12 protein-coding genes are annotated in these 12,882 nt (G+C 37.8%); 5 read left to right on the top strand and 7 right to left on the bottom strand.

What is annotated here, in order from left to right; translation table 11 throughout:
* The first annotated feature begins 150 nt into the window (after positions 1 to 150).
* Positions 151 to 918, top strand: a complete 768-nt coding sequence (tpiA, locus tag K7G93_RS09465; protein WP_223667803.1) for a triose-phosphate isomerase — start codon at positions 151 to 153, stop codon at positions 916 to 918.
* A gap of 70 nt (positions 919 to 988) precedes the next feature.
* Here the strand turns inward: tpiA and K7G93_RS09460 are convergent, their stop codons facing one another.
* Together K7G93_RS09460 and K7G93_RS09455 are read right to left on the bottom strand one after the other, a co-directional pair.
* Positions 989 to 1,801: a class I SAM-dependent methyltransferase gene (locus K7G93_RS09460; RefSeq protein ID WP_224045918.1), complete on the bottom strand. Its 813-nt coding sequence runs from the start codon at positions 1,799 to 1,801 to the stop codon at positions 989 to 991.
* 295 nt (positions 1,802 to 2,096) lie between these two features.
* Positions 2,097 to 2,858 (bottom strand): glycosyltransferase family 2 protein, encoded by a 762-nt coding sequence (locus tag K7G93_RS09455; RefSeq protein WP_049214830.1) that lies wholly within the window; start codon positions 2,856 to 2,858, stop codon positions 2,097 to 2,099.
* An 82-nt stretch (positions 2,859 to 2,940) separates the two neighbouring features.
* Between K7G93_RS09455 and waaA the strand changes: the two genes are divergently transcribed.
* Together waaA and coaD are read left to right on the top strand one after the other, a co-directional pair.
* A complete protein-coding gene (waaA, locus tag K7G93_RS09450) occupies positions 2,941 to 4,218 on the top strand; it encodes a lipid IV(A) 3-deoxy-D-manno-octulosonic acid transferase (protein ID WP_115323444.1) in 1,278 nt (425 codons plus the stop codon).
* Positions 4,219 to 4,220: 2 nt separating this feature from the next.
* A complete protein-coding gene (gene coaD / locus K7G93_RS09445) occupies positions 4,221 to 4,697 on the top strand; it encodes a pantetheine-phosphate adenylyltransferase (protein ID WP_115323443.1) in 477 nt (158 codons plus the stop codon).
* A 38-nt stretch (positions 4,698 to 4,735) separates the two neighbouring features.
* On the opposite strand, the gene K7G93_RS09440 is transcribed toward coaD, so the two are convergent.
* A complete protein-coding gene (locus tag K7G93_RS09440) occupies positions 4,736 to 5,458 on the bottom strand; it encodes a 3-deoxy-D-manno-octulosonic acid kinase (RefSeq protein WP_115323442.1) in 723 nt (240 codons plus the stop codon).
* A 92-nt stretch (positions 5,459 to 5,550) separates the two neighbouring features.
* Here K7G93_RS09440 and K7G93_RS09435 point away from each other — a divergent pair, with 92 nt between their 5' ends.
* Positions 5,551 to 6,594 (top strand): glycosyltransferase family 9 protein, encoded by a 1,044-nt coding sequence (locus K7G93_RS09435; protein WP_160531813.1) that lies wholly within the window; start codon positions 5,551 to 5,553, stop codon positions 6,592 to 6,594.
* A 63-nt stretch (positions 6,595 to 6,657) separates the two neighbouring features.
* Positions 6,658 to 8,505, top strand: a complete 1,848-nt coding sequence (locus tag K7G93_RS09430; protein WP_224045914.1) for an ABC transporter ATP-binding protein — start codon at positions 6,658 to 6,660, stop codon at positions 8,503 to 8,505.
* Between the two features lie 60 nt (positions 8,506 to 8,565).
* Here K7G93_RS09430 and K7G93_RS09425 read toward each other — a convergent pair whose 3' ends face one another.
* From K7G93_RS09425 to trmD, 4 genes are all read right to left on the bottom strand, one after another.
* A complete protein-coding gene (locus tag K7G93_RS09425; RefSeq protein WP_160531815.1) occupies positions 8,566 to 9,834 on the bottom strand; it encodes a M20 family metallo-hydrolase in 1,269 nt (422 codons plus the stop codon).
* A 20-nt stretch (positions 9,835 to 9,854) separates the two neighbouring features.
* On the bottom strand, positions 9,855 to 11,153 hold the full coding sequence (dcuC, locus tag K7G93_RS09420; RefSeq protein ID WP_160531816.1) for a C4-dicarboxylate transporter DcuC: 1,299 nt from the start codon (positions 11,151 to 11,153) through the stop codon (positions 9,855 to 9,857).
* A gap of 580 nt (positions 11,154 to 11,733) precedes the next feature.
* Entirely contained in the window at positions 11,734 to 12,084 is a 351-nt protein-coding gene (rplS, locus tag K7G93_RS09415) for a 50S ribosomal protein L19 (protein WP_049214822.1), read from the bottom strand.
* 36 nt (positions 12,085 to 12,120) lie between these two features.
* A complete protein-coding gene (trmD, locus tag K7G93_RS09410) occupies positions 12,121 to 12,858 on the bottom strand; it encodes a tRNA (guanosine(37)-N1)-methyltransferase TrmD (protein WP_226691005.1) in 738 nt (245 codons plus the stop codon).
* Between the last annotated feature and the right edge of the window lie 24 nt (positions 12,859 to 12,882).

Raw genomic sequence — 12,882 nt, 5'->3', positions numbered from 1 at the left:
AATCTATACAGTGAATTGTAGCTTTTTAAAACAAAATAATCATCTTTTACCAAAAAAATTTTTCAAATTTGCCTAAAATCAACAGAACTAAATAAAAAATTTGATATAGTAGTGCGGTCATTTTTTATTAATTTAATACGGAGAAAAATTATGGCTCGTCGTCCTTTAGTTATGGGTAACTGGAAATTAAACGGTAGCAAAGCATTCACAAAAGAATTAATTGAAGACTTAAAAACAGAATTATCGGATGTTAAAGGTTGTGATGTCGCAATTGCACCACCTGTCATGTATTTAGCTGAAGCCGAGGCAGCGTTGACTGGCAGTACAATTGCACTAGGCTCACAAAACGTCGATGTAAACGTACAAGGTGCATTTACAGGTGATATTTCAACCGAAATGTTAAAAGATTTTGGTGCGAAATATATCATTATCGGTCACTCTGAGCGTCGAACTTATCATAAAGAAAGCGATGAGTTTATCGCGAAAAAATTCGCGGCATTAAAACAAGCAGGTTTAGTGCCAGTATTATGTATCGGTGAAAGCGAAGCGGAAAACGAAGCAGGCAAAACGGAAGAAGTGTGCGCACGTCAAATTGATGCAGTGTTGAATACATTAGGCGCTGAAGCATTTAACGGTGCAGTAATCGCATACGAACCCATTTGGGCAATCGGTACTGGTAAATCAGCCACTCCAGCGCAAGCACAAGCAGTTCACGCCTTTATCCGTAGCCACATTGCGAAGAAAGATCAAGCCGTCGCAGAACAAGTTATTATCCAATATGGTGGTTCTGTAAATGATGCAAATGCGGCTGAGTTATTCACTCAACCAGACATCGACGGTGCATTAGTTGGTGGCGCATCATTAAAAGCACCTGCATTTGCCGTGATCGTAAAAGCAGCTGCAAAAGCAAAAAACTAATTTAATCTCTTAAAACCAAAAGCAGATCATTTGATCTGCTTTTTTATTACCTAAAGTGCGGTCTGTTTTTCTATTTTTTCCAACTCACAAACGCCCAAGTTTTAAAATCTCCACGTGCAGAAGTGAGATTTGGGTGTTTGGCGTAATAGTCTTTGAGTTTTGCCATTTCTTGTTCGGTTAACTCGCCAATCGACCACTGTACTGATTGGATAAAACTGTGCTCATCGATTTTTTCAGGCTTAATTAAACTGCATTCAGCAGTAATAAAATCCACAGAAGCATAATAGCCTTTTTGATGTAACAAATTCAGCGCATACATATAATTCGGGAATCCCACCGAATCTCTGCCAATATATTGCAAAATGTCGCGTGCGATAAAGTCTTTTTCGACAATCATCGTCATATAAACTGCTTTTCTTGCTTTGGCATTCAGCTTATCCAACGCTTTATCTAAATCAGCCACCATTGAAGAACGTGATGACACACAGATATCACATTCTGGCACATCGTCCCAATTTTCTTCCCAAGATTTGCGAATAGGTTGCACGTTATCCAACCCTAAATTCTGCGCGCGTTGTTGTAAAACGGACAACATTCCTTCACTGTAATCTAAGCCATACACTTTTTTAAAATGTGAAGCAACGGCAAGAGAAATCGCACCACCACCGCAGCCCACATCTAATAAAGTGTCCGCGTTACTCAAATCCATTCGGCTCACAAACGCTCGCACATATTCATTATGTAAATCGTATTCGGATTGATGCATTTTCTCTGCTTTACGATCCCAATCTTGTGCCGTTTTTGGTTCTCTTGAGGCAAGTTGATAGTGATTTCTATACAATTCGGCAAAATTCACGTCCCAAAGTGTTTGAGATTTAATCATAAATCATCCTTAAATTTTTAATCAAAATCTAAACAATATAAGTAATGTTTTTAAATACTTATATCTTAAACGTGGATACTAAGTAACTTCCTAGTTCAGTGACTTATTACATAATAAAATAAAGCTCATAATTGAGTCGACAAATATAATGAATAAATTAAACTCGCCGTTCTGTCTCTATTCAAAATAGTACGTTCAACTTACAAAAGTTGACTAACACAACGATTTTCTCAATCTTGTTACATATTATTTATACTAATTCAAATAAAAAAATTTTTACTTTTAGATTATTTTATCATTTCGTCTGTGTTCGCACCCACAAGTCAGCATATTTGACAAAAGTGGAATGAGTGGAAAGGATAGCGAGTAAGAATCCTTGTTTGCCGTCAAGAAACCCTGCTTTAATAATATACATTTTGAAAAAACATCCAACTGCATGCGTAAAAGCAGACACTAAGCTGCCTTTTTTACCTGCCTTCTCACGTTTTTCTGCCCATGCTTTGGCATAACTCGCAGATTTGACCAAATAATGATGCATATCTTTATAAGTGTAATGTTCTAGATCCCCTGTCAGTTTTTCTACTGTTGCATGTGTAGGTAGAATAACTTTTTCATGCACAGGTTCATCATTATATTGTGTCAATGCAGTTGGATATAAACGTAATACAAAATCTGGGTACCAGCCCGAATGGCGTATCTTACGCCCAAAAACTTCACTTAGGCGTGGAATTTTATACACAATATTATCTGCATTTTTTTGTACAGCATGTAAAATAGACTGACGTAGTTCTGGAGTTACACGCTCATCAGCATCTAACCATAATACATAATCGCTAGTAACATATTGTTGTGCTAATTGACGCTGTTTACCAAATCCTGGCCAATTGATATTTTGATAGAATTTTGCTCCATAGCTTAATGCGATTTCTTGTGTATTATCAGTGCTACCTGAGTCTAAAATAATAATTTCATCAACCCAATCTTTAACCGTATCTAAGCATTGTGCTAAATGCTCAGCTTCATTTTTAACAATCATCGCAACGCTAAGTGTTGGCATACTTTTATCCTTTATGTATTAAGTGCAAACGTTTATACTAAATAATGAGTGAGACATTTTAACATAACCCAATATTTATTCTATGTTGCGTTTTTTCTACACAATTTTATTATACCTTATCCAACCTATCGTCATTGTGTTTATGTTTGGACGGAGTGTAAAAGCACCGAATTATCGCAGACGACTCAATGAACGTTACGGGTTTTACTGTGGATTAACACCGCCAAAGCCGAATGGTATTGTTATTCATGCTGCGTCGGTAGGTGAGGTCATTGCTGCCACACCATTAATTAAGCAGATTCAATTACAATATCCTGATTTGCCTATGACAGTGACAACCGTCACACCAACGGGGTCAGATCGCGTTAAGGCTGCTTTTACAGAAACAGTTTCTCATGTGTATTTACCTTACGATTTACCTGATGCCGTCAACAGATTTATTAATTTTATTCAGCCCAAAGTCTGTATTGTGATTGAAACTGAAATTTGGCCAAACTTAATTGCACAACTTAAAAAACGTGATATTCCATTCATTATTGCAAATGCACGTTTATCTGCTCGTTCAGCAAAACGCTATGGCTGGTTTAAACAATCATTACATCCTGTTTTTAATAATATTAGCCTCATTGCGGCACAAGATAATGTCAGTGGCAAACGTTATTTAGATCTAGGTTATAATCCAGACCGTTTAAAATGCACGGGCAATATTAAATATGATTTGAGTACTAATGGTGATTTATTACAGAAGATCAATATACTCAAAACAGCATGGGCAAAAGATCGCCCCGTATGGATTGCAGCAAGTACTCATGAAGGTGAGGAAGAGTTGATTTTAGAAAGTCATCGTTTGTTATTAAACAAATATCCTGATTTATTGCTTATTCTCGTCCCTCGCCACCCAGAGCGTTTTAATACGGTAGCGGAATTAATCGAGAAACATAAATTTCGTTATATACGTCGTAGTGCAAATATTGCGCCAGAAACCACAACTCAAGTCGTACTTGGTGATACAATGGGCGAGTTAATGTTACTCTATGGTATTTCAGATATTGCGCTAGTTGGTGGTAGCTTAGTCAAACATGGTGGTCATAATCCATTAGAGCCTTTAGCATTTAAACTGCCCGTGCTGAGTGGCAAGTATACATTTAACTTCCCTGAGGTCTTTACTAAATTACTTCAAGTACAAGGCGCACTTGAAGTAAATGAAAACACAAAGGCGATCACTAATGCAGTAGAAAAGTTTTTGGACTCTCCAGAGTTGCGTTCACGTTACGGGAATGCAGGTTATGAAGTTTTAATTGAAAATCGTGGCGCATTACAACGCTTATTAGATTTATTAGCACCTTATTTAAGTCAGTAATTATGATAACAGTTATTTATCCTGGTACATTTGATCCGATTACAAATGGCCATCTTGACATCATTCAGCGCACAGCACGTTTATTTCCAAATGTACTCGTGGCAGTTGCGTCTAATCCAAATAAACGCCCTTTATTTGATTTAGAAACGCGTGTTAAATTAGTCAAACAAGCTGTAGCGCACTTGTCTAATGTAGAAGTAGTTGGTTTCTTAGATTTACTCGCTGATGTAGTAAAAGAAAGGCAAATTACAGCCATTATTCGTGGCGTACGCAGTGCAAGTGATTTTGATTATGAACTGCAATTGGCACATTTAAATCGCTTATTAACAGAGGGTGTTGAGAGCTTATTTTTCCCGCCCTCAGAACGCTGGTCTTATGTATCATCCACGATGGTCCGCGAAATCCATTTACACCATGGCGATGTCAGTAAACTAGTGCCAGAAGTAGTGTTTCATGCTCTAAACAATCGAAAAAACTGACCGCACTTTTAAACCACATAAGGACATCTTAGATGTCCTTATGTGTAATAGCCTTGTAACAAATCTTGCCAATTTTGCTCTGTAAATTGTATGCCAAGACGTTCTACTTCTTTCATAAAAGAACGTTGTAAACGCTGTAAATTCTCAGTTTTCCAACTCTCCCCTAATTGATGACCACTTTTATCAAAATCTAATAGCCAAAATTTACAGTCATCCGCAACATGTTGAATTAAAATATTATGTGCATTTAAATCGCTGTGACAGACTTGTAAATTATGTAACTGCCGAATCAATTGACCAATTTTCTGCCAATTTTTACTAGCCAATGTAGAATGTTGTAGATAAACAGTCAAATCTTCTGCATTCTCAATTTTTTCTGTGAGTAAATCCGCACGATAAAAGCCTAGCGCAATTTTTTCAACACGCGCACCAATCGGTTTTGGTACAGCAAGCCCTGCTTCATGTAATTGTTTTAATAAGTTAAATTCAGCAAAACTACGTGCTGTAGAAAGTGTCGAAAAGCGATAACGATCACGATTGAGTTTTCCCCAGAGACCACCTCGATAATAATGACGTAGTGCCGTATTCACCCCTAAGATATCATCTGTTTTTAAAAACCAAGTCGTACCACGTCCTTTTGCTGACCCTATTATACGGTCTTGTTTTTTCCAAAAGTGTGCCTGAAAAAAAGATTCTTGATCGGGTTTAGGCTGTTTAAAATTAAAGAGAAAAAAAGTATTTTTATGTTTAAATTCAAGCATATTGCCATAGGTTTAAATCAGAGATAGCGAATAGTCACATTCTACTTTAAAATAGTTAAAATTCACACAAGATTTATTTGTACGGACTATTTATGGCTCTTTTTAGCTCTCCTCCTCAATCACTCTGCATTCTTCGCTTATCTGCAATTGGTGATGTGTGTCATGCGCTTGCTGCAGTACAACAAATTCAACGTTATTGGCCAAACACCAAAATCACTTGGATCGTCGGTAAAACAGAAGCTCAATTATTATCAGGGATCGCAAATGTTGAATTAGTCGTTTATGATAAAAAAACGGGCTGGAAAGGCGTATTTACACTATGGCAACAACTCAAAACTCGGCATTTTGATGCATTACTCAATATGCAAACTGCGCTTCGTGCATCACTAATATCCTTAGGGATCAAAGCCACTTATAAAATTGGCTTTGGCAAAAAAAGAGTAAGAGAAGGACAGCAATTCTTCACTAATCGTCAAATTACTGACCCAGAAACTGCACATGTCCTAGATGGTTTTATGGCATTTGTCAGCTATCTAGGTATCCCAATTGAACAACCACGATGGCATCTACAAATCAGTGAGCAAGATAAGCAAATTGTGAAACAATATCTTGATCCCATAAGAAAAAAGCTGTTGATTTCGCCTTGTTCTAGTAAAGCAGAAAAAGATTGGTTAGTTGAGCGCTATGCCCAGATTGCAAATATTGCTAATCAACATGATGTGCAAGTTATTTTTTGCTCTTCACCAGCCAAACGAGAGATTGAAATGACTCAACAAATCATTGCATTGTGTAACTTTCAACCAGTTGATCTATCGGGAAAAACTAATCTAAAACAGTTAGCAGCATTAATTAGCTTAGTGGATTTAGTTATTGCACCTGATTCTGGTCCAGCTCACTTAGCAACAACACAAGGCACTGATGTAATTGGTTTATATGCTTATCATAACCCACAAAGAACGGGACCTTACTATAGCTTAGCGAATGTCGTTTCTGTGTATGAACAAAATGCACAAAAAGAGTTTGGCAAACCCTCAACAGAACTACCATGGGCAACAAAGCTTAGCGGTAAAAACTTGATGGCACAAATTCAAGTCGCTGATGTAGTCACTCAAATGAAAGCACTTAACTTGTTTTAAAGTGCGGTCTGTTTTTATCAAGTTTAAGATACGCACAGTTCACACAAAAATAAAGGGATAATGATGTTTGATAAAATTTATTCATGGTTTGAAAATCGTTTAAATCCTTACCCATCTGACACACCTAAAACACCAAAAAAAGGATTGGTTCATTTTATTTGGTCAAGCCTAGAAGGCATGAAAGGTTGGATATTCTTACTTGCTTTTCTCAACATTGGGATTGGGATTGTCGAAGGCGTTGTCTTTCACTTTATGGGAATTTTAGTCGATTGGTTAAATGAATATACACCAACTACACTTTGGCAAAATAAAGGCCATTTACTCACCGCAATGGCTGCATTATTACTATTTAGTATCTTATGGGCATTTGTGACCTCTGCTGTTAGGCTACAAACCTTACAAGGCGTATTTCCAATGCGCTTACGTTGGAATTTCCATCGCTTAATGCTTGGGCAAAGCCTCACTTTCTATCAAGACGAATTTGCTGGGAGAGTGTCAGCAAAAGTGATGCAAACCGCACTGGCAGTACGAGATACTGTAATGACTTTAGCTGATATGGTTGTTTATGTCGCGGTTTATTTTATTACCTCAGGTGTTGTATTGGCCACTCTTGATAATTGGCTGCTACTCCCTTTTATTTTGTGGATTGCTATCTTTGCAACTATTTTACGTATTTTAATTCCTAAACTTGCCAAAACCGCCGAGCGTCAGGCTGATGCACGTTCTTTAATGACAGGACGTATTACAGATGCTTATTCCAATATCGCAACAGTAAAATTATTCTCTCATGGAGCACGAGAGGCCAGTTATGCCAAGCGATCGATGGAAGAGTTTATGCTAACTGTACATGCACAAATGCGCTTAGGTACCTCATTAGATATTCTCACCTACACTGCTAATATTAGTCTCACATTAGGCACTGCAATTTTAGGTATTATTTTATGGCAACAAGGCAGTGTCGGGGTTGGTGCCATTGCTACTGCAGTTGCCATGGCGTTACGCGTCAATGGCTTATCACATTGGATCATGTGGGAATCTGCACGCTTATTTGAAAATATCGGTACCGTCAATGATGGTATGGAAACACTCACTAAACCACACACTATTATTGATAAAGTTGATGCTAAACCAATTCACATTCATCAAGGCAAAATTCAATTTAGTAACGTAAACTTTGCTTATTCACCTGATAAACCATTACTGAAAAATTTCAACTTAACCATTAAACCTGGCGAGAAAATCGGTCTAATTGGGCGATCTGGTGCAGGTAAATCAACAATCGTAAATTTGCTTCTCCGTTTTTATGAGGCACAAGAAGGAAAAATTACGATTGATGGGCAAAATATTTGTGAAGTATTACAAGAAAGTTTACGTAGTCAGATTGGTTTAGTTACCCAAGACACATCATTGCTTCATCGTTCTGTACGTGACAATATTATTTATGGACGACCAAATGCAACTGAAGAAGAAATGATTCATGCAGCACAACGTGCAGAGGCGGCTGATTTCATTCCCCAGTTAAGTGATGCTAAAGGTCGTACGGGTTATGATGCTCATGTTGGTGAACGAGGTGTAAAATTATCTGGTGGACAACGTCAACGTATCGCGATTGCTCGCGTGATGCTAAAAGATGCACCTATTTTATTATTAGATGAAGCAACGAGTGCATTAGATTCAGAAGTAGAAGCGGCTATTCAAGAAAGCTTAGATAAAATGATGGAAAATAAAACTGTTATTGCTATTGCTCATCGTCTCTCTACTATTGCTGCAATGGATCGTTTGATCGTACTAGACAAAGGTCAAATTGTCGAACAAGGTACCCATAATGAATTGCTCGAACAAAATGGACTTTATGCTAAATTGTGGGCACACCAAAGTGGGGGCTTTTTAACGGAGAATATTGAAGACTAAAATAAAAATAGCTGTTATCTCAACAGCTATTTTTTGGTTAATACTCAGTTTAAATGAAAGTTAAGCAAGTAAATGTTGCAGTAACGCGGTATAGATATTGACGCCCGTTAACAATTGTGTTTCATCAAAGTCAAACTCTGCTTGATGGTGACCTGCTGTGCGATCTGCGCCAAGAATAAAATAAATTGCTTTTCCACCATGTTCTTGTACACGACGTCCTAAAATTGTCGCATCCTCACTCGCATTAAAGGCGTAATCTGAGTTAACTTGTTTAATATCGGCTTGCTGTAAAGCAATTTTTTCCACAAGCTGAATCAACTCCTCATCATTCACCATATCAACCGCTTCACCCATGATCTCAGTTTCATAAGTCACATCAAAACTGGCTGCTACCCCTTTAGCAATCTGCATGACTTGTTCAACCATATATTCATTGATAGCTTTATTTTCACCACGTACTTCTAATTGAATCTGTGCTGTTGCAGGAATCACATTTCGTCCCTCGCCAGCTTTAAGGACACCAACATTAATACGGGTCATTCCATCGCCATGACGAGAGATACCATGCAGTTGAGTTACTGCGTGTGCCGCAGCTAACAGAGCATTACGCCCTAAATGTGGTGCTGCACCAGCATGGGCAGGTTTACCTTGATAACGAATATCAATTTTTGTAGTTGATAAAAAGTTTTTAGGGTTAGAAATAACAGTTCCTGTATCCGCACAAAAACTAATATGTGAACTAGCAAAATAATCCGCATCGTCAATCACGCCACTTGCTGCAATTGCCGCAGCGCCACGCACACCCTCTTCTGCAGGCTGGAAAACGATTTTTACTTTACCACTGAGCTTATCTTTATTTTCTGACAGCCATTTGGCCGTGCCTAAGCCGATTGTAATATGTGCATCATGTCCACAAGCATGCATAAAACCCTCATTGAGGGAGGCAAAACCATATTGGTTCGGGACATGTTGCGCATCTGACGTCTCTGTCACATTGACACAATCAATATCAAAGCGCAATGCAACTGTTTTACCTGCTCTACCTGTATCTAATATGGCTACACAACCAGTATAACCATCCATTTGATCAAGCCATTTTTGTTTTGCACCATAAGCTATGGCTTTTTCTAACCCTTTTTCTACAACAGCTTGCTGACGACCACGTACAAACTCAGGATTAATAATCTTATCACCCAGTAAGATCTCAAAGCCCATTTCTTCAAGATAATCTGCAATACGACTAGTTGTCCAAAACTCAGACCAACCAATTTCAGGAAAACGATGAAATTCACGGCGCCATTCAACAAGCGGCTCAAGTTTTATACTCATTAGGCTTCTCCTCTTTATACTTATAACATAAACAAGGCTAAGAATAATATTGCTAAAACCATCCCTGGTGCGGTACGTTTCACCATCTCAACAGGACTAACCATCGCTAGACCAGCACATACAATTGTGACTCCTGCAATCGGAGAAGCTGTACGTCCAATTGCACCTGAAATTGCCGCTGCCATCCCTAGATTCACATGAGTATAGCCTAATTCGACAGCATGTGGTGTAACAGCAGTATTGAAAGCAATTGCCGCAGCATCACCCGATCCTGTCACAATTCCCATTAAGAATGGTCCAATTGTCGCCCCCCAACGAACAAATTCATTTGAATGCTTGAGAAACTCAATCGCAGTATCAATTGCACCTGTTGATTTTAGACCTGCAACAAAAACACTTGCCGCAATGATAATACCTAATACATTGGCATAAGAATTACCCATACCATTAAAAAATTCGTTAGTAATTTTTACTGGTGAAATACGTGTCATAAGCACCGCATATAATGAACCAATCAACATTGCTTGTGGCACACCCATTTTAGTCCACTCTAAACCAGGTACTTTTTGTAAAGAAGTACCACCAATGACTAAAATCACCAAAGGCACTAATGGGGCTAATGCATAAAGTATATTCACTTTCATACCTTCTGCATTTTGCTCATTTTCTTTATTTTCAGCTAAATAAGCTTGACGATGTTCTTCACCATAATCTTTGAAAGCAATCGCTAAAATCGTTAGCATCACTGCTCCGATTGCACCTGCAATCATAGTATAAGGTGCATGAGATAAGTTAACTTGTGTTACTGTTAAACCTGACATTTCACTTAACATTGCTGAGTGAGAAGATCCTGGACTCATCATAGATCCAAAAGTCCCAGCCAAGATTGCAGCCCCTGCTGTTGCTGGACGTACGCCTGAGCTTTTTAACACAGGAATGAGTGTGGCGCCTACTGCTGCTGCACAACCTGCTGCAGAAGGAATAGCAATATTGATAAAGAATGTAATAATCGTGGCAATAGGAATTAAGAAAAACTTTAACCCACTTAATGGCTTTGTTAATAAATGCACTAAGTGTGTATCACATTGAGTATATTTCATCACATACGCGAAACCCATACTCGAACAAATTGCCATGATCAAACCACTTGATGTCATACTTTTAGCAAAAGCATCGAGTGCCCCCATTGGGTTAAGTGTTGCAATAGACATCAATAATCCTACACCGATTAATACCGTGCGCGTTTCATATTTTTTTATTAATAAATAGACTGCTATGATAATACCAGCAAGCGCAATAACTGCCTTTAATTCTTCCATAATCTTATCCTCAGAAATAAAATATTAAATAGAGAGTAACAATGATTAAATTGACATTAGCCTACAAAAAAGAATCAATCTATCAGTTAAAATATATGTCTGTGCTTTTACTTTCAGGTTTATAAATAAACTCTTAAAAGTTTTGTGTCATTATCTTTCATATATAAACACAATGCTTCTTCGTTAAATGATACACCCCACTAACGCTATGAACACACAGTTTACCTTCTTATATTTTAAGCACTCATCAACAGGATTTTTTAATAGCAATCATATTCGACCATAAAAAATCTCAGACGTAGTATGCGTGTTTAAAATTAATTTAGGAATTAAAAAATAATAGTTTATTGATGGGGATCACAAAATAAAATGATGAAATGTTTTTCAGCTAAAATCAGCCAAAGTAAAAAGAATTGAATGTGATGCTAATGACTTTCTCATAATCAGCTCAAACTATTAGCTTAATATGTTAAAGTGATATTATTAAACGATTAAGAAAAAATTTTACAAAATAAACTGCACTTTTTTATGAATAAGCAAAGAAAAAAGGCTTGGGATACCAAGCCTTTCCATGAGCGAATTAGTCGCCCAAACGTTCTTTGATACGTGCAGATTTACCTGAACGCTCACGTAAGTAGTAAAGTTTCGCTTTACGTACTGCACCTTTACGTTTTACTGTAATACTATCAACGATAGGAGAATGTGTTTGGAATACACGCTCAACTCCAACACCGTTAGAAATTTTACGTAACGTAAATGCTGAATGCAAGCCACGGTTACGAATTGCAATAACCACGCCTTCGAATGCTTGCAAACGACGTTTGCTACCTTCAACAACCCATACTTTAACTTCTAAAGTATCACCAGGGCGGAAGCTTGGTAAATTTTGTTTTAATTGTTCTTGTTCAAGTTGTTTAATGATGTTACTCATAATAATTAACCTTTTAATCCTAGATTGAACTGATATTTAACTGTGTTCTGCTTTAATTTGCATCAACAGTTTACGTTGTTCGTCAGTCAGAGCTAGGCTTTCTAATAGCTCAGGGCGTCGTAACCATGTTCGCTCAAGGGATTTTTTTAATCGCCATTGACGAATTTGCTCATGATTTCCCGACATCAGCACGGGTGGAACAGACAAGCCATCTAATATTTCAGGACGCGTATAATGTGGGCAATCTAATAAACCTTCTGCAAAAGAATCTTCTTCTGCGGAGGCTTGTTTACCAAGCACACCAGGGATAAATCTTGCAACAGCATCAATTAATATCATTGCTGGCAATTCACCACCTGTGAGCACATAATCTCCAACAGACCACTCTTCATCAACTTCTGTTTCAATCAGTCGTTCATCAATGCCTTCATAACGTCCACACAATAAAATCATTTTTTGATTTTCTGCGAGAATTTTTACTCCAGCCTGATCGAGTTTGCGTCCTTGTGGCGAAAGATAAATCACTTTCGCCTCTTCTCCTACTTCCGCTTTTGCAGCTTTAATTGCATCGCGTAGCGGTTGTACCATCATTAACATACCTGGACCACCACCATAAGGGCGATCATCCACAGTCTTATGTTTATCATGCGTAAAATCCCTTGGATTCCAACATTGTACTTGTAAGAGATTTTGTTTAACAGCTCTACCTGTTACGCCAAATTCTGTAATTGCTTGAAACATTTCGGGGAATAGACTAATAATCCCAATTAACATAAGTTATCCTTATATATCAAAATG

The sequence above is a fragment of the Pasteurella canis genome, assembly GCF_020810675.1.
Lineage (GTDB): Bacteria > Pseudomonadota > Gammaproteobacteria > Enterobacterales > Pasteurellaceae > Pasteurella > Pasteurella canis.
The sequence above is the reverse complement of the archived record's forward strand: the minus strand, read 5'-3'. Positions and strand labels throughout refer to the sequence as shown.

Bases quoted from the DNA above. Each gene is read 5' to 3' on its own strand.
- K7G93_RS09460 (WP_224045918.1), bottom strand. From the start codon at position 1,801: ATGATTAAATCTCAAACACTTTGGGACGTGAATTTTGCCGAATTGTAT.
- K7G93_RS09455 (WP_049214830.1), bottom strand. From the start codon at position 2,858: ATGCCAACACTTAGCGTTGCGATGATTGTTAAAAATGAAGCTGAGCAT.
- tpiA (WP_223667803.1), top strand. From the start codon at position 151: ATGGCTCGTCGTCCTTTAGTTATGGGTAACTGGAAATTAAACGGTAGC.
- K7G93_RS09435 (WP_160531813.1), top strand. From the start codon at position 5,551: ATGGCTCTTTTTAGCTCTCCTCCTCAATCACTCTGCATTCTTCGCTTA.
- dcuC (WP_160531816.1), bottom strand. From the start codon at position 11,153: ATGGAAGAATTAAAGGCAGTTATTGCGCTTGCTGGTATTATCATAGCA.
- K7G93_RS09425 (WP_160531815.1), bottom strand. From the start codon at position 9,834: ATGAGTATAAAACTTGAGCCGCTTGTTGAATGGCGCCGTGAATTTCAT.
- trmD (WP_226691005.1), bottom strand. From the start codon at position 12,858: ATGTTAATTGGGATTATTAGTCTATTCCCCGAAATGTTTCAAGCAATT.
- rplS (WP_049214822.1), bottom strand. From the start codon at position 12,084: ATGAGTAACATCATTAAACAACTTGAACAAGAACAATTAAAACAAAAT.
- coaD (WP_115323443.1), top strand. From the start codon at position 4,221: ATGATAACAGTTATTTATCCTGGTACATTTGATCCGATTACAAATGGC.
- K7G93_RS09430 (WP_224045914.1), top strand. From the start codon at position 6,658: ATGTTTGATAAAATTTATTCATGGTTTGAAAATCGTTTAAATCCTTAC.
- waaA (WP_115323444.1), top strand. From the start codon at position 2,941: ATGTTGCGTTTTTTCTACACAATTTTATTATACCTTATCCAACCTATC.
- K7G93_RS09440 (WP_115323442.1), bottom strand. From the start codon at position 5,458: ATGCTTGAATTTAAACATAAAAATACTTTTTTTCTCTTTAATTTTAAA.